Origin of the sequence: Stenotrophomonas sp. SKA14 (assembly GCF_000158575.1) — a bacterium.
GTDB classification, from domain to species: Bacteria; Pseudomonadota; Gammaproteobacteria; order Xanthomonadales; family Xanthomonadaceae; genus Stenotrophomonas; species Stenotrophomonas forensis.
The window spans coordinates 4,197,831-4,212,458 of record NZ_DS999412.1 but is presented as its reverse complement, the minus strand read 5'-3'; the positions used below and the strand labels follow the sequence as shown (position 1 = coordinate 4,212,458).

The 14,628-nt window shown below is 67.6% G+C and carries 15 protein-coding genes; 6 read left to right on the top strand and 9 right to left on the bottom strand.

The genetic code is table 11. The features are described 5' to 3' along the window. Positions 1-72: 72 nt before the first annotated feature. Together sufB and SSKA14_RS19075 are read right to left on the bottom strand one after the other, a co-directional pair. On the bottom strand, positions 73-1,548 hold the full coding sequence (sufB, locus tag SSKA14_RS19080) for a Fe-S cluster assembly protein SufB (RefSeq protein WP_006423171.1): 1,476 nt from the start codon (positions 1,546-1,548) through the stop codon (positions 73-75). A 17-nt stretch (positions 1,549-1,565) separates the two neighbouring features. Further along, a complete protein-coding gene (locus SSKA14_RS19075; protein WP_008264567.1) occupies positions 1,566-2,021 on the bottom strand; it encodes an SUF system Fe-S cluster assembly regulator in 456 nt (151 codons plus the stop codon). 210 nt (positions 2,022-2,231) lie between these two features. Between SSKA14_RS19075 and SSKA14_RS19070 the strand changes: the two genes are divergently transcribed. Then, positions 2,232-2,699 (top strand): SET domain-containing protein-lysine N-methyltransferase, encoded by a 468-nt coding sequence (locus SSKA14_RS19070; protein ID WP_012479369.1) that lies wholly within the window; start codon positions 2,232-2,234, stop codon positions 2,697-2,699. 163 nt (positions 2,700-2,862) lie between these two features. Then, the gene (locus SSKA14_RS19065) at positions 2,863-3,405 is read left to right on the top strand and encodes a type 1 glutamine amidotransferase domain-containing protein (protein ID WP_040008584.1); all 543 of its coding nucleotides are present in this window, start codon (positions 2,863-2,865) and stop codon (positions 3,403-3,405) included. Between the two features lie 13 nt (positions 3,406-3,418). On the opposite strand, the gene SSKA14_RS19060 is transcribed toward SSKA14_RS19065, so the two are convergent. The 4 genes from SSKA14_RS19060 to SSKA14_RS19045 all read right to left on the bottom strand — a co-directional run bounded on the left by SSKA14_RS19060 (position 3,419) and on the right by SSKA14_RS19045 (position 5,663). Next, positions 3,419-4,015: a DUF1439 domain-containing protein gene (locus SSKA14_RS19060; protein WP_008264782.1), complete on the bottom strand. Its 597-nt coding sequence runs from the start codon at positions 4,013-4,015 to the stop codon at positions 3,419-3,421. 82 nt (positions 4,016-4,097) lie between these two features. Then, a complete protein-coding gene (locus SSKA14_RS19055) occupies positions 4,098-4,646 on the bottom strand; it encodes a hypothetical protein (protein WP_008268282.1) in 549 nt (182 codons plus the stop codon). Positions 4,647-4,702: 56 nt separating this feature from the next. Beyond that, positions 4,703-5,011, bottom strand: coding sequence for a DUF3861 family protein (locus SSKA14_RS19050; RefSeq protein WP_008268327.1), 309 nt, complete (start codon positions 5,009-5,011; stop codon positions 4,703-4,705). 253 nt (positions 5,012-5,264) lie between these two features. Further along, on the bottom strand, positions 5,265-5,663 hold the full coding sequence (locus tag SSKA14_RS19045; protein WP_008264591.1) for an HU family DNA-binding protein: 399 nt from the start codon (positions 5,661-5,663) through the stop codon (positions 5,265-5,267). Positions 5,664-6,034: 371 nt separating this feature from the next. Between SSKA14_RS19045 and SSKA14_RS19040 the strand changes: the two genes are divergently transcribed. Then, positions 6,035-6,466 carry an OsmC family protein gene (locus SSKA14_RS19040; protein WP_008264985.1) on the top strand — a complete coding sequence of 144 codons (432 nt, stop codon included), beginning with the start codon at positions 6,035-6,037 and terminating at the stop codon, positions 6,464-6,466. A gap of 71 nt (positions 6,467-6,537) precedes the next feature. On the opposite strand, the gene SSKA14_RS19035 is transcribed toward SSKA14_RS19040, so the two are convergent. Together SSKA14_RS19035 and SSKA14_RS19030 are read right to left on the bottom strand one after the other, a co-directional pair. Continuing rightward, positions 6,538-7,416 carry a PhzF family phenazine biosynthesis protein gene (locus SSKA14_RS19035; protein WP_008265076.1) on the bottom strand — a complete coding sequence of 293 codons (879 nt, stop codon included), beginning with the start codon at positions 7,414-7,416 and terminating at the stop codon, positions 6,538-6,540. Positions 7,417-7,537: 121 nt separating this feature from the next. Beyond that, a complete protein-coding gene (locus SSKA14_RS19030) occupies positions 7,538-8,413 on the bottom strand; it encodes a PhzF family phenazine biosynthesis protein (RefSeq protein ID WP_040008581.1) in 876 nt (291 codons plus the stop codon). A gap of 75 nt (positions 8,414-8,488) precedes the next feature. On the opposite strand from SSKA14_RS19030, the gene SSKA14_RS19025 reads away from it, so the two are divergent. The 3 genes from SSKA14_RS19025 (at position 8,489) to murD (ending at position 13,902) form a co-directional block, all read left to right on the top strand. Next, the gene (locus tag SSKA14_RS19025; RefSeq protein WP_008265224.1) at positions 8,489-11,083 is read left to right on the top strand and encodes a bifunctional aspartate kinase/diaminopimelate decarboxylase; all 2,595 of its coding nucleotides are present in this window, start codon (positions 8,489-8,491) and stop codon (positions 11,081-11,083) included. A gap of 76 nt (positions 11,084-11,159) precedes the next feature. Beyond that, complete coding sequence (gene murL / locus SSKA14_RS19020; RefSeq protein WP_008267599.1) at positions 11,160-12,512, top strand: UDP-N-acetyl-alpha-D-muramoyl-L-alanyl-L-glutamate epimerase; 1,353 nt, start codon at positions 11,160-11,162, stop codon at positions 12,510-12,512. Continuing rightward, the gene (gene murD, locus SSKA14_RS19015) at positions 12,493-13,902 is read left to right on the top strand and encodes a UDP-N-acetylmuramoyl-L-alanine--D-glutamate ligase (protein WP_008268333.1); all 1,410 of its coding nucleotides are present in this window, start codon (positions 12,493-12,495) and stop codon (positions 13,900-13,902) included. The genes murL and murD overlap by 20 nt, the downstream gene beginning before the upstream one ends. Positions 13,903-13,962: 60 nt before the next feature. Here the strand turns inward: murD and SSKA14_RS19010 are convergent, their stop codons facing one another. Continuing rightward, positions 13,963-14,556 (bottom strand): SMI1/KNR4 family protein, encoded by a 594-nt coding sequence (locus tag SSKA14_RS19010; RefSeq protein ID WP_040008578.1) that lies wholly within the window; start codon positions 14,554-14,556, stop codon positions 13,963-13,965. Positions 14,557-14,628 lie beyond the last annotated feature (72 nt).

The window sequence follows — 14,628 nt, the reverse complement described above, 5'->3', positions numbered from 1 at the left end:
ATGGGGGGTTCCGTGGGGCGGGCCGCAGCCCGCCGGTAAAGAGAATGCGTTTGCGAGGAGCGGGGCGGGCGGTCAGCCCACCGAGCCTTCCAGCGAGACTTCCAGCAGCTTCTTGGCTTCCACCGCGAATTCCATCGGCAGTTCGCGGAACACCTGCTTGCAGAAGCCGTCGACGATCATCGACACCGCGTCTTCCTGGCTGATGCCACGGGCGCGGCAGTAGAACAGCTGGTCGTCGGAGATCTTGGAGGTGGTGGCCTCGTGCTCGACGGTGGCGCCCGGGTTCTTCACCTCGATGTAGGGGAAGGTATGGGCGCCGCACTGCTTGCCGATCAGCAGCGAATCGCACTGGGTGTAGTTGCGCGCGCCATCGGCGTTGCGGTCGACCTTGACCAGGCCACGGTAGGTGTTCTGGCCGCGGCCGGCGCTGATGCCCTTGCTGACGATCTTGCTCTTGGTGCGCTTGCCGACGTGGATCATCTTGGTGCCGGTGTCGGCCTGCTGGCGGTGGTGGGTCAGGGCCACCGAGTGGAACTCGCCCACCGAATCGTCGCCCAGCAGCACGCAGGACGGGTACTTCCAGGTGATCGCCGAGCCGGTCTCGACCTGGGTCCAGGTGACCTTGCTGCGCGCGCCACGGCATTCGGCACGCTTGGTGACGAAGTTGTAGATGCCGCCGACGCCGTTCTCATCGCCCGGGTACCAGTTCTGCACCGTGGAGTACTTGATCTCCGCATCTTCCAGCGCCACCAGCTCGACCACCGCGGCGTGCAGCTGGTTCTCATCGCGCATCGGCGCGGTGCAGCCTTCCAGGTAGGACACGTAGGCCTTGTCCTCGCACACGATCAGGGTGCGCTCGAACTGGCCGGTGTGGCCGGCGTTGATGCGGAAGTAGGTGCTCAGTTCCATCGGGCAGCGCACGCCCTTGGGAATGAACACGAAGCTGCCATCGGAGAACACCGCCGAGTTGAGCGCGGCGAAGTAGTTGTCGCCCACCGGCACCACGGTGCCCAGGTACTGGCGCACCAGTTCCGGGTGCTCCTTGATGGCCTCGGACATCGAGCAGAAGATGATGCCCTTCTCGGCCAGTTCCTTGCGGAAGGTGGTCCCGACGGACACCGAGTCGAACACCGCGTCCACCGCCACGCCGGCCAGCTTGGCGCGCTCGTGCAGCGGCACGCCCAGCTTGTCGTAGGTGTCGAGCAGTTCCTTCGGCACGTCATCCAGCGAGGCGTACTTCGGGCCCTTCGGCGCCGAGTAGTAGCTGAGCGCCTGCAGGTCGATCGGAGCGATCTCCAGCTTGGCCCAGTCCGGCATCGGCATGGTCAGGAAGTGGCGGTAGGCGTCCAAGCGCCACTGCGTCATCCACTCCGGCTCTTCCTTCTTGGCCGACAGGGCACGGATGGTGTCCTCGTCCAGGCCCGGCGGCAGGGAGTCCGACTCGATCTCGGTGATGAAGCCGGCCGAATACTTGCGGCCGAGCTGCTCGTGGATCTCGCGGTTGGGGGTGTCGTCGTGGGCGACGTTTTCGATGGTTTCGGTGGCCATGGGGGGCTGCCTACGGATCAGGAGACGACGTCGACAGCGATGGTGCGGCGCTGTTCGTCATCGGCAAGGGGGAGAGGGGGCAGGATCTGCGCAAGGGTGACGTCGCGCAGGGCCTCGGAGACCACGTCGTTGATCAGCCGCCAGCTGCTGCGCGCGCCGCACTTGGGCGCCATGCCGCACTGGTGGTGGTCGTGGCTGCATTCGGTCAGGGCCAGCGGCCCTTCCATTGCCTCGACCACTTCGAACAGCGAGATCTCGAGGGCCGGGCGGGTCAGGCGGTAGCCGCCGCGGACACCGCGCAGGCCCTCGACCAGGCCAGCCTGGGCCAGCGGCTTGAGCACCTTGCTGACGGTGGGCGGCTCCAGACCGGTGAATTCGGCCAGCTCGGTAGCACTGAGCACCTCGCCCGGACGGGCGGCAAGCACGGTCAGCACGACGGTGGCGTAATCGGTGAGTTTGGTGACGCGCAACATGGGGATGCGAGTGGTTCTTAAAGCGGACTGAAATTGTACGCTTTTATTCGCCGCCATCCAACCCGGGCATTCAGCCGGCGCTGGGGCCGGGCCGGGAGGGACACACCGGGGCCGTTGCCAGGGCGCAATGCTGCGCCAATGGGGTGATTTTCGCAATCACCCGGAATGGGCGAGAATCCCCGTTCCATTCGCTGCAAACAGCCCGTGCCGATGCCGAAGAAGATCCAAGCCCGCAAGTCCGCCATCCATGGCAACGGCGTGTTCGCCGTGGCCCCGATCAAGCAGGGCGAGCGCGTGATCCAGTACAAGGGCCTGCTGCGCAGCCACGGCGACGTCGATGCCGATGACAGCGGCGACGTCGAAAGCGGCCATACCTTCCTGTTCACCCTCAACGATGACTGGGTGATCGATGCCAACTACAAGGGCAACGACGCACGCTGGATCAATCACAGCTGCGACCCGAACTGCGAGGCGGTGATCGAGGAAGACGAGGACGGCGACAGCCGTGGCGACAAGGTATTCATCGAGGCCCTGCGCGATATCAAGGCCGGCGAGGAGCTGACCTACAACTACGGCATCACCCTGGCCGAGCGCCACACCGCGAAGCTGAAGAAGATCTGGGAGTGCCGCTGCGGTTCGCCCAAGTGCACCGGCACCATGCTGCAGCCCAAGCGCTGACCGCTGCTTGTAGTGCCGGCCGCTGGCCGGCACTGATGTGATGATCGTGCCGGCCAGCGGCCGGCACTACCGCATGAGTCTCCACCTGCCGTGCACGGCTGGGTCACCACCGTTCAATGGCCACCCGCGCACGCTGTCGGCTCCTTCCGATGGAGCATCCGACATGGCTCAGCGTCTCAGCGGCAAGCAGATTGCCATCCTTGCCACGCACGGCTTCGAACAGTCCGAACTGACCGAACCCAAGCGCCTGCTGGAGGCGGAGGGCGCACGGGTCAGCGTGGTATCGCCTGCCAAGGAAGCGACCATCAAGGGCTGGAAAGACAAGGACTGGGGTGGCGTAGTGGCAGTAGACCTGCCGCTGGACGAGGCCGATGCCGGCCGCTTTGATGCCCTGGTACTGCCCGGTGGCGTCATCAACCCCGACACGCTGCGCACCGACGAGGCGGCGCTGGGTTTCATCCGCAGCGTCGCCGAGGCCGGCAAGCCGGTAGCGGCCATCTGCCATGGTCCGTGGCTGTTGATCAACAGCGGCCTGGCCGATGGACGCGAGCTGACCTCGTGGCCATCCCTGCAGCAGGACCTCGCCAATGCCGGCGCCAAGTGGCGCAACGCCGAGGTCGTGGTGGATGGCAATGTGATCACCAGCCGCAAGCCGGATGACATTCCGGCTTTCAGCGAGGCGGTGGTGAAAGCGCTGGTGGCGTGAGGCCGGCCCTGCCTTACTTGCCGAGGATGCCGGCCGGCACCAGGTTGCCCAGGTTCTGGTTGAAGGTGACCACCAGCTTGCCGTTCTTCACCTGTGCCGACTGCACCTGCAGCGCGCCCAGCACGCCGGCCATGGCCGGGTCCAGCTTGTAGATGGGCTCGCGCTGGGCGTAGTCGCTCAGCCAGGCATTGAGCAGGCCGCGGGTGCGCGAATCGAGACGGCCCCCCTGGTTGGCCGGGGTGAAGTCATCCACGCTGGGCTGCTGCAGGTGGAAGCCCTGGGTCTGCGCGTCATAGCGCAGGCCGCTGCTGAGTTTCACCGTGCCCAGCTTGGCCGGGTTGCCGCCGGCGGTGGCCAGTGCCACGTCCATGCCCAGGTTCAAGCGTTCACCGGCCGGCAGGCTCAGCTGCGGGTGGCTCATGGTCAGGGCGATCAGGCCGCCCAGCGCGTCCTGGGTGCGCGGGAAGCTGCCGTCGAGGTACTGCTGCACGTCGCTGGCACCCACCGACAGTTCGCGGCCGGAAATGGAGGGGGCGGCCTGCGCACCGATCGCGGCAGCGATCAGCACGGTGGAGGCGGCGAGGCGGGTCATCAGGGAACGCAGGCGCATGGCAGTGACCGGTAGCTCTGGAATGGACGGAAGAAAGAGTAGCCGCGCCGGCTGAATCGTGCGTGCATGCGGCTGCAACGGTTCAGTCCAGCGTTGGCTGCAGGCGCGCCGACTGGATCTGCCAGGCGCGGCCGTCGCTGCTGGGCTGCACGCGGTACCAGCCGCTGAAATGGAAGGTGCCGTTGGCGGTGACCGCACGCACCTGCACCGGCACCTCCAGCAGCTGCGCGGGCTGTGCCGGGCTGCGGGAAATCGGCGCACTGCTGCGCAGGTGAAGCGTGCGCACCTCCTGCAGCTGGCGCAGCGCGGCGTCGTCGGCATGCCGGGCGTCGCCAGGGGGGAAGGTCCATGCCGCATCACTGGCGCGGCGATCGCGATTAAGCAGTGCGCGCACGTAGCGGTTGAGCATCACCGAGGGTGGCTCGGCATCGGGGGCCACCGCAGCGAACAACGGGTCGACCGAAGGCGATTGCGCAGCCGGTGGGTCGCCGCCGGGCTCTGCCGTTGGCGACACGTTCGACGGCTGATCGGTGCTGGCCGGTATCGCGGCAGGTGCCACATCCGGTGCGGCTGCCGGCCGCGAACAGCCCAGCAGCGCCAGGGGCGCAATCAACAACAGGATACGGCGCATGCCTGCCTCCTCCCCGAGGCAACCGTGAGAGCGCCAGTGTATCGAGTGCGCGGCGGTCAGCGCGAGGAAGGCAGCTGGTCCAGCGCGTCCAGTGCCGGCAGCACCTGCGCGGCGACGGCTGCCAGCGCGTGGCCGTCGGTCGCGGCGTGACGCTGCACGATGTCGCGCAGCAGCTGGCTGGCGATCACCAGGGTGGCGCGCTCGTCGCCGCTGATGCCGGCCGTGCGCGGTGCAGCTTCCAGCAGGCGCATCAGGTCGCGGCTGGCGCGGTGTTCCAGTTCGATGGTGCAGCGCCCGGTGCACTGCAACCCGTCCTTTTCGATGGGGGTCACCGAGATCCGGTAGCGGGTGGAGGGGCTGGCCATGGGGGGTGCTCGCCGTAGCTGTGGAGGATGTGCCCACGATAGGCAAGCCCGCGGCCGACGGCGACGGCCGGCGCTGCACGCAGTGTTCCACCCGGTACGTTCCGGGCCTGGACCCAACCTCGCCCGGTCAATGACGACGGGCCTGAGCGCGTATTTCCCGGGATCCGGCAACGCTGTGTTGCGGGCGCGGGCCCGGGCAAAAAAAACGGGACGGCCAGAGCCGTCCCGTCGGAGTCCGCGTTGGGGCGCGCGCTTACAGCGCGGCGTCCTTCAGCTTCTTCAGCGGACGCACCTTCAGCTTGGTGGTGGCCGGCTTGGCAGCGAACCACTGCTCTTCCTTGGTGAACGGGTTGATGCCCTTGCGCTTCGGCTTGGCCGCCACGTTGACGGTGGTGATCTTCAGCAGGCCCGGCAGGGTGAAGGAGCCTGCGCCCTTCTTGTGCACCGAGGAGGCGACGGCGCTTTCCAGCGAGGCCAGCACAGCGCGGACGTCCTTGGCGACGACGCCGGAGGCTTCAGCGATGTGTGCAACCAGGCCGGACTTGGTCAGCACTTCCTTGATCGGCTTCGGAGCGGCCGGCTTGGCGGCTGCCTTCGTAGCGACTTTCTTCACTGCCTTCTTCGGGGCAGCCTTCTTAGCGGTCTTTGCCATGGTTTCCTGTTCCGTGAACGGTTGGTTGTTTGGTCGGCGCCGAACCCCGTCGGCAAGCGCAATGTAGGGCAACTCTCGGGCGCCGCCAATAGCCCGAAGCGCGGAAAGTGCATGTTTTTTCATATCCAGGCCGATTCAGTACATGGCCGGTGGCGGGGAATGGGGTGGTCCTGGCATGCCTGGCAGCCGCTCGCCGATCATCAGGGTGTTGCGCGAAACCACTGAAATAAAGGGAAAAATGCAGGCCGGGCTGGCGAGGAAGTGTCCAGTTGCGCGGTTTCTGGCGGGCGATTGGCATGCGGCGGAGCGACGCAGGGATAACGCGGTCCGTGCGAGGGTGACCGTTCATCACCGCCACGCAGGAGCAGCACATGGGAATCTCGCGACACGCCACCGCGCACTGGGAAGGCGATCTGAAGTCGGGCAAGGGACTGTTGAGCACGCCGCAGAGCGGGCTGCTGGACAAGACCCGCTACGGCTTCAACAGCCGATTTGGCGACGAGAAGGGGACCAATCCGGAAGAGCTGATCGCTGCCGCGCATGCCGGCTGTTTCACCATGGCGCTGTCGGCCAAGCTCGGCGAAGCGGGCTTCACCCCGACCTCGCTGGACACCGAAGCCAAGGTCGACCTGTCGCTGGAAGGCGGTCCGCAGCTGTCGCAGATCCGGCTGAAGGTGAAGGCGGTGGTGCCGGGCATCGACGCCGCACAGTTTCGCGCCATCGCCGATGACGCCAAGCAGAACTGCCCGGTGTCCAAGGCGCTGAGCGCAGTGCCGATCAGTCTGGAAGCCGAGCTGGTCTGAGGGTAGTGCCGGCCGCTGGCCGGCAACCGCATGATGTCAAGGTCCAGGTAACAGCCGGCCAGCGGCCGGCTCTACCAATCAATGGTGCCGGCAATCACCGTCTGCACCTGGCCCCCCGACCAGACCTCGCCGTCTTCATCGACCCGCAGGGTCAGGCGCGCATCGTGGCCGACTTCGCGGCCCTGGCTGACTTCGAACGGTGCGCGGCCATGCGGCAGTGCATCGCGCAAGTCCAGCCATGCCGCCAGCACCGCGTTGGCGGCACCCGAGGCAGCGTCCTCGAAGCGACGGCCGTTGCCGACGAAGGCGCGCACGGCCAGATCGAATCCCTCGTTGCCATCGGCGAACGCATAGGCGAACACGCCCATGCTGTCGGTGGATTCGGCCAGCGCGGCCACCGCATCCCAATCCGGATGCAGGGCGCGCAATGCGGCTTCATCGGCCACCTGCACCACCCACCAGCTGCGCCCGCCCTGCATGCGGGCCGGCGGCAGCGTACCCAGCGGCCAGTCCTTCAGCGCGGCCTGCAGGCGCGGATCGCTGGCTTCGGTGGTCTCGGCCAGCTGTGCCCGTGGGGTACGGATGGCGATGCGCTGCTGCGCGCCTTCGCCGCTGACGCGCAGCGGCAGGGCGCCAGCGATGCCGTCCTGCACCAGCACGCCGTCGACCGGCACTGCCAGGCCTGCCTGCAGCACCGCATGCGCGGTGCCGACGCTGGGATGGCCGGCGAACGGCACTTCCTTCTGCGGGCTGAACATGCGCAGCCGGTAGCTGGTGCCTGCCGCCTGCGCCGGGAACACGAAGGTGGTCTCGGGCAGCCGCGTCCAGCGCGCGATGGCCTGCATGCTGGCATCGTCCAGGCCTTCGGCATCGAGCACCACGGCCAGCGGATTGCCGGCGCCGGCACGCGGGGAGAACACATCCAACTGCAGGAAACGTCGTGCGGACATCAGGCAGGAACTCCGGTAAACAGGCGGCATAGGGTAGCGCGGCGCACAAAAAAGGGGACGGAGGAAATCACGTCGCTTGTGCCACAAACGACGTGATTCCCTCCGTTCCCTTTTCTCAGCGTTACCAGCTGATCTGGCCGTCGATCACCGGCTGCACCTGGCCGCCAATCCACACCGTGCCGTCGGCATCCACGCGCACGTGGACGCGGCCGTCGCGGCCGACTTCGCGGCCCTGGCTGGCGACATAGGCGCCGCTGCCGCCGGGCAGCACGCCGCGTTCTCGCAACCAGGCACCGATCAGCGCATTGGCGCTGCCGGTGACCGGGTCCTCGGGCACGTTCACCGCATCGCCGGGGCAGAATGCGCGCACGACGCGGGCATGGTCCGTGGCGGCTTCGTCGGCGAATACCGCTACGCCGGTTGCGCCGGTGGCATTGGTCCAGTCGCGCAGGGCGGCCATGTCCGGGGCCAGCCCGCGCACGGCGACAGCGTCGCGCAGCGGCAGCAGCCACCAGCGCGGGCCGTTGTCCCACAGTTCGGGTGCATGCCCGGCGGCGGCCAGCGCCAACAGCGGTCCGGGCACCTGGCCAGGGTCGGTCGGCAGGCGCTGTGCCGGCGGGCTGGCCAGTTCGATGGTCGGCGCAGCGGCCGCGCCACTCACCCGCACCGGCAGCAGGCCGGCAGCGCATTGCTGGACCAGCGCGCCGCCGTCGCGCGGCGTTGCCAGGCCGCAGGTGACTGCAGCCCAGGCCGCGCCCACGCTGGGGTGGCCGGCAAATGGCAGTTCGCTGTTGGGGGTGAAGATGCGGATGTGGTAGTCGGCGCCCGGGGCGCTGGGCGGCAGGAAGAACACCGTCTCGGACAGATTCAGCCACGCGGCAAGGGCCTGCATGCGGGCGCTGGAGAGCCCATCGGCGCCCAGCACCACACCCAGCGGATTGCCGCTGCCGGGGTGGGGGGCGAAGACATCGAGCTGCAGGTAGCGGAAGGCGGCCATCGGCGGGTCCATTGGGCTTAGAATCGAAGGTTCCGCCCCCTCGGGCGGCTCCCCCACATTACACATAGCCTATCCATGTCAGCTTCCCCCCTTGTCGATCGTTGGATCGTACTGAAGTTCGGCGGCACCTCGGTGTCGCGTCGCCACCGCTGGGACACGATCGGGAAGCTGGCGAAAAAACGTGCGGAAGAGACTGGTTCGCGCGTGCTGGTGGTGGTCTCGGCGCTGTCCGGGGTCACCAACGAACTGACCGCGATCGCCGACGGTGCGCCAGACAGCCGCGACCGCGTGGCGGCGCTGGTCGAGCGCCACGAGGGCTTCCTGGTCGAGCTGGGCCTGGGCCGCGAGGTGCTGGCCGAGCGCTTGGCCGCGCTGCAGGGCCTGCTGGATGACCCGCGTGCGGCCACCCGCCCGCTGGACTGGCAGGCCGACGTGCTGGGCCAGGGCGAGCTGCTGTCCTCCACGCTGGGCGCGGCCTACCTGCACGCCTCGGGCCTGGACATGGGCTGGATGGATGCCCGCCAGTGGCTGGACGCGATGCCGCCGCAGCCGAACCAGAGCGACTGGTCGCAGCGGCTGTCGGTGAATTGCCAGTGGCGCGCGGACGCAGACTGGATGCAGCGCTTCCGCGCGCAGCCGACCCGCCTGCTGATCACCCAGGGCTTCATCTCGCGGCATGCCGATGGCGGTACCGCCATCCTCGGTCGTGGTGGTTCGGATACTTCGGCGGCGTACTTCGGCGCGCTGCTCGGCGCCAGCCGCGTGGAGATCTGGACCGACGTGCCGGGCATGTTCAGCGCCAACCCGAAGGACGTGCCGGACGCGCGCCTGCTGACCCGCCTGGACTATTACGAAGCACAGGAAATCGCCACGACCGGCGCCAAGGTGCTGCACCCGCGCTCGATCAAGCCGTGCCGTGACGCCGGCGTGCCGATGGCCATCCTCGATACCGAGCGCCCGCAGCTGCCGGGTACCAGCATCGATGGCAGTGCGGCTCCGGTACCGGGCGTGAAGGCGATCAGCCGCCGCAACGGCATCGTGCTGGTGTCGATGGAAGGCATCGGCATGTGGCAGCAGGTCGGCTTCCTGGCCGATGTGTTCAACCTGTTCAAGAAGCATGGCCTGTCGGTGGACCTGATCGGTTCGGCCGAGACCAACGTCACCGTGTCGCTGGACCCGTCCGAGAACCTGGTCAACACCGATGTGCTGGCCGCGCTGTCGGCCGACCTGTCGCAGATCTGCAAGGTGAAGGTGATCGTGCCGTGCGCGGCGATCACGCTGGTTGGTCGCGGCATGCGCTCGCTGCTTCACAAGCTGTCGGACGTGTGGGCCACCTTCGGCCGCGAGCGCGTGCACATGATCTCGCAGTCGTCCAACGACCTGAACCTGACCTTCGTCATCGACGAAGCCGATGCCGATGGCCTGCTGCCGATCCTGCATGCCGAGCTGATCGACAGCGGTGCGATGCCGGTGGAAGAGACCGAAGTGTTCGGCCCGCGTTGGCGCGAGATCGCCGGCACCGTGCGCCCGCGTGGCACGCCGTGGTGGCGGGGCCAGCGTGCGCACCTGCTGCAGCTGGCCGACGCCGGTACGCCGCGCTACGTCTACCACCTGCCGACGGTGCGCGCCCGCGCCCGTGCGCTGGCCGCGATCAAGCCGATCGACCAGCGCTACTACGCGATCAAGGCCAACAGCCACCCGGCGATCCTGCAGCTGCTGGAGGCGGAAGGTTTCGGCCTGGAATGCGTCTCGCATGGCGAGCTGAAGCACGTGTTCCAGCACCTGCCGGAGCTGTCGCCCAAGCGCGTACTGTTCACCCCCAGCTTCTGCCCGCGCAGCGAGTACGAAGCCGCGTTTGCGCTGGGCGTGACCGTCACCGTCGACAACGTGGAAGCACTGCAGCGCTGGCCGGACCTGTTCCGCAACCGCGAGCTGTGGCTGCGCGTCGATCTCGGCCGTGGCGAAGGCCACCATGCCAAGGTCCGTACCGGCGGCAAGGACTCCAAGTTCGGCCTGCCGATCGCCCGCGTCGACGAATTCGTGCGTGCGGCCACCGAGCTGGGCAGCCGCGTTGTCGGCCTGCATGCGCACCTGGGCAGCGGCGTGGAGACCGCGCAGCACTGGCGCCTGATGTGCGATGAGCTGGCCGGTTTCGCCCGCCGCATCGGCAGCGTGCAGACCATCGACATCGGCGGTGGCCTGCCGATTCCCTACAGTGATGAAGACGAACCGTTCGACCTGGATGCCTGGGCCGAGGGCCTGGCCGAGGTCAAGGCGCTGCACCCGGCGTTCCGCCTGGCGATCGAGCCGGGCCGCTACCTGGTGGCCGAATCCGGCGTGCTGCTGACCCATGCCACCCAGGTGGTGGAGAAGGACGGCGTGCGCCGCGTCGGCCTGGACGCCGGCATGAACACCCTGATGCGCCCGGCGCTGTACGACGCCTGGCACGACATCGAGAATCTCAGCCGCCAGGGCGGCTATGCCGAAGCCGCGTTCGATGTGGTCGGCCCGATCTGCGAATCCAGCGATGTGTTCGGCAAGCGCCGCAAGCTGCCGGTATCGACCGCACCGGACGATGTGATGCTGATCGCCGATGCCGGTGCCTACGGCTATGTGATGTCCAACACCTACAACCAGCGGGCGATGCCGCGCGAAGACGTGATCGAATGATCGCTAACCGCGCACTGCACCCGCCCACCGACACGCCCCGCGCCATCGCGCGGGCCCGTGCCTGACCGGATACACCATGACTGCTTTCGACAAACACCAGGTTTCCCGCTTCCGCTTCGTCCGCTGCGAATTCGCTGCGGATACCGGCGTGGCCAGGCTGGTTTACGCCTTCGATGACGGCCCGGAGATGGTGGAAACCATCACCGTGCCCGGCGCCCCGTTCGTGCTGGACGAGGCGCGTGCCGAGGCCGTGCGGCGCGCGCTGCAGCTGCTGCACCTGATCGCCGGTGTCAGCTACTACAAGGCGGGCGTGCCGGAGACGGTCAGCATCGACAGCTACTCCATCGATGCCGATACCGCGGCGCTGGTGGAGACGGTCTACCTCAACGGCCTGGGCGAATTCGCCTACCGCAACGGCCTGAACCTGCGTGGGCGCTTCCGCCTGCCGGTACAGGGCGAAGCGGTGCAGGCACCGGCACTGGGCCTGCAGCCGCACGCGCTGGTGGCGATCGGTGGTGGCAAGGATTCGCTGGTCAGCATCGAAGCGCTGCGCCGTGCCGGCGTGGACGAGACAGTGACCTGGATTGGCGGCTCGCAGCTGATCCGCGCCTGCGCCGAGCGTACCGGCCTGCCGACGTTGAACCTGGGCCGCGCGCTGGCACCGGAACTGTTCGAACTCAACCGCCAGGGCGCCTGGAACGGTCATATCCCGGTCACGGCGGTGAACTCGGCGATCATGGTGCTGGCTGCGCTGCTGCAGGGCGTAGACCAGGTGGTGTTCTCCAACGAGCGTTCGGCCAGCTATGGCAGCCAGATTCCGGGCACCGGTGAAGTGAACCACCAGTGGTCCAAGGGCTGGGCATTCGAGCAGGCGTTCGGCAGCCATGTGCAGGCGCACGTTGCCGCGGACCTGCACTACTACTCGCTGCTGCGGCCGATGTCGGAGCTGGCGGTGGCCCGCCAGTTCGCCAAGACCGATTTCTACGACGCGCACTTCTCCAGCTGCAACCGCAACTTCCACATCCTCGGCGAGCGCCCGGTGAACCGCTGGTGCGGCGTCTGCCCGAAGTGCCACTTCGTGTTCCTGGCGCTGGCCCCGTTCATGCCCAAGACGCGCCTGGTGCGCATCTTCGGCCGCAATCTGCTGGATGATGCCGAGCAGGCCGGTGGCTTCGACGCGCTGCTGGAATTCCAGGACCACAAGCCGTTCGAGTGCGTGGGCGAAGGCCGCGAATCGCGTGCGGCGATGGCGACGCTGGCGCAGCGCCCGGAGTGGAAGGAAGACGTGCTGGTGAAGCGCTTCTGCAACGAGATCCAGCCGCAGCTGGACGCCGCTGAACTGGAACTGGCACCGCTGCTTCAGCTGCAGGGCGAGCATCGCGTTCCGGCCGCACTGTGGGAACGGGTGCGTGAAGATTTCGAAGCTTGAGGGAAAGCGCGTTGCGCTGTGGGGCTGGGGCCGCGAGGGCCGTGCGGCGTTCGCCGTGCTGCGTGAGCGCCTGCCGTCGCTGCCGCTGAGCCTGTTCTGCCCGGCTGCTGAAGCCGAGGCCGCGCGGGCGGAAACGCAGGGCGCGCTGGAGGTGCGTGGTGAGCCCTCGGCCGAAGCGCTGGCAGCGTTCGATGTGGTGATCAAGTCGCCCGGCATCAGCCCTTACCAGCCGATTGCGCTGGCGGCGGCGGAGCAGGGCACCTCTTTCATCGGCGGTACCGCGCTGTGGTTTGCCGAACACGCGGCCGACGACGGCATCGTGCACGACACCGTGTGCGTGACCGGCACCAAGGGCAAGAGCACCACCACCGCGCTGGTCGCGCACCTGCTGCGCGCGGCGGGGCATCGCACCGGCCTGGTCGGCAACATCGGCCTGCCGCTGCTGGAAGTGCTGGATCCGCAACCGGCGCCCGAGTACTGGGCCGTCGAGCTGTCCAGCTACCAGACCGGCGAAGTGGCGCGCAGTGGCGCGCACCCGCAGGTGGCGGTGGTGCTGAACCTGTTCCCGGAGCATCTGGACTGGCACGGCAGCGAGCAGCGTTACATCGAAGACAAGCTGCGGCTGGTCACCGAAGCGGCGCCGCGCATTGCCGTGCTCAATGCCGCCGATCCGCACCTGGCCGCGCTGTCGCTGCCCGACAGCGAGGTGGTCTGGTTCAACCAGCCGCAGGGCTGGCATATGCGCGGCGATGTCGTGCACCGGGGCGAACAGCCTGTGTTCGATACCCGCAACACTCCGCTGCCGGGCCGCCACAACCGCGGCAACCTGTGCGCGGTGCTGGCCGCGCTGGAAGCGCTGGGTCTCGACGCCGTGGCGCTGGCACCGGCGGTGCAGGATTTCCGTCCGCTGCCCAACCGCCTGCAGCGCATCGGTGTGGCCGATGGCCTGGCCTACGTCAACGATTCGATCAGCACCACGCCGCACGCCAGCCTGGCGGCGTTGGAATGTTTCGCCGGCCAGCGCATCGCGCTGCTGGTGGGCGGGCACGACCGTGGCCTGGACTGGACCGATTTCATGCAGCACATGGCGCATGACGTGCCGCCGGTGGAGATCGTGACCATGGGCAGCAACGGCCCGCGCATCCACGCGATGCTGCAACCCCTGGCCGATGCCGGCCGCTTCGGCCTGCACGCCGCGGGCGATCTGCCGGAGGCGATGGCGCTGGCACGTGCGGCGCTGGGCGAGCAGGGCGGCGTGGTGTTGCTGTCGCCGGGCGCACCGAGCTTCGGCGCCTACCGCGATTACGTGGCGCGTGGCCGCCATTTCGCCGAACTGGCCGGATTCGATCCGGACACCATCAGCGCGATTCCGGGCCTGGGCATCGCTTGAAGGTAGTGCCGGCCGCTGGCCGGCAACCCACTGGGAAATTCATCCACGCATGGCGTGGATCTACTGTTCGTCTTCGATGAACGCGTAGTCGCCGTCGATCAACTGCTGCAGATACGCATCGAAGCTGGGCGCGATCACGGCGTAGCTGTCCGGGTCGTGCAGGTAGCGCACCACCTGGCCCACGCAGCCACCCGGCGCGGGATCAAAATCCAGGTACAGCATCGAGGTGCCGCCGTTGTTCATGCAGTGCGAGAAGCACAGGCGGCGATTCATCGGCAGGTCGGCATCGATGCCGTCGCCGAGGATTTCCGGCTCGTCATCCAGCCATTCCTCGTAGATCGAACGGATGCTGTCGTCCCACTGCTGCTGGTCTTCGAAGATCTGCGCGACCGAGCGCAGGTAGTAAGGATAGCCGCCATCTTCCACGTCCGAGCCGAGCATCAGTACACAGACCTCGCCACCGGGGTACTCGCGGAAGTGGGTGCCATCCACGCGCGACAGCAGTACCACCAGGCTATCCGGCACCTGCGGCCATTGCGCGCGCAGGCGCTGCAGGTCGTCGGCGCTGGCGCCATGGACATGGGCCCACTGGGGGGCGTCATCGGCGGGCAGGCGTGGGATCAGTCCAGACAGAAAGCGATCAGCAAGGTTCATGCAGAAAAAAGGGACGGAGGGGATCAAGTCGTATCCAACCACACCTGCGTCACGTCGCCAATGCAGAATGCG

Excerpts from the sequence above, each read along its gene's own strand:
- SSKA14_RS19075 (WP_008264567.1), bottom strand. The coding sequence starts at position 2,021 with ATGTTGCGCGTCACCAAACTCACCGATTACGCCACCGTCGTGCTGACC.
- SSKA14_RS19025 (WP_008265224.1), top strand. The coding sequence starts at position 8,489 with ATGTCAGCTTCCCCCCTTGTCGATCGTTGGATCGTACTGAAGTTCGGC.
- SSKA14_RS19030 (WP_040008581.1), bottom strand. The coding sequence starts at position 8,413 with ATGGCCGCCTTCCGCTACCTGCAGCTCGATGTCTTCGCCCCCCACCCC.
- SSKA14_RS19065 (WP_040008584.1), top strand. The coding sequence starts at position 2,863 with ATGGCTCAGCGTCTCAGCGGCAAGCAGATTGCCATCCTTGCCACGCAC.
- murL (WP_008267599.1), top strand. The coding sequence starts at position 11,160 with ATGACTGCTTTCGACAAACACCAGGTTTCCCGCTTCCGCTTCGTCCGC.
- SSKA14_RS19055 (WP_008268282.1), bottom strand. The coding sequence starts at position 4,646 with ATGCGCCGTATCCTGTTGTTGATTGCGCCCCTGGCGCTGCTGGGCTGT.
- sufB (WP_006423171.1), bottom strand. The coding sequence starts at position 1,548 with ATGGCCACCGAAACCATCGAAAACGTCGCCCACGACGACACCCCCAAC.
- SSKA14_RS19035 (WP_008265076.1), bottom strand. The coding sequence starts at position 7,416 with ATGTCCGCACGACGTTTCCTGCAGTTGGATGTGTTCTCCCCGCGTGCC.
- SSKA14_RS19045 (WP_008264591.1), bottom strand. The coding sequence starts at position 5,663 with ATGGCAAAGACCGCTAAGAAGGCTGCCCCGAAGAAGGCAGTGAAGAAA.
- SSKA14_RS19050 (WP_008268327.1), bottom strand. The coding sequence starts at position 5,011 with ATGGCCAGCCCCTCCACCCGCTACCGGATCTCGGTGACCCCCATCGAA.
- SSKA14_RS19060 (WP_008264782.1), bottom strand. The coding sequence starts at position 4,015 with ATGCGCCTGCGTTCCCTGATGACCCGCCTCGCCGCCTCCACCGTGCTG.
- SSKA14_RS19070 (WP_012479369.1), top strand. The coding sequence starts at position 2,232 with ATGCCGAAGAAGATCCAAGCCCGCAAGTCCGCCATCCATGGCAACGGC.
- SSKA14_RS19040 (WP_008264985.1), top strand. The coding sequence starts at position 6,035 with ATGGGAATCTCGCGACACGCCACCGCGCACTGGGAAGGCGATCTGAAG.
- SSKA14_RS19010 (WP_040008578.1), bottom strand. The coding sequence starts at position 14,556 with ATGAACCTTGCTGATCGCTTTCTGTCTGGACTGATCCCACGCCTGCCC.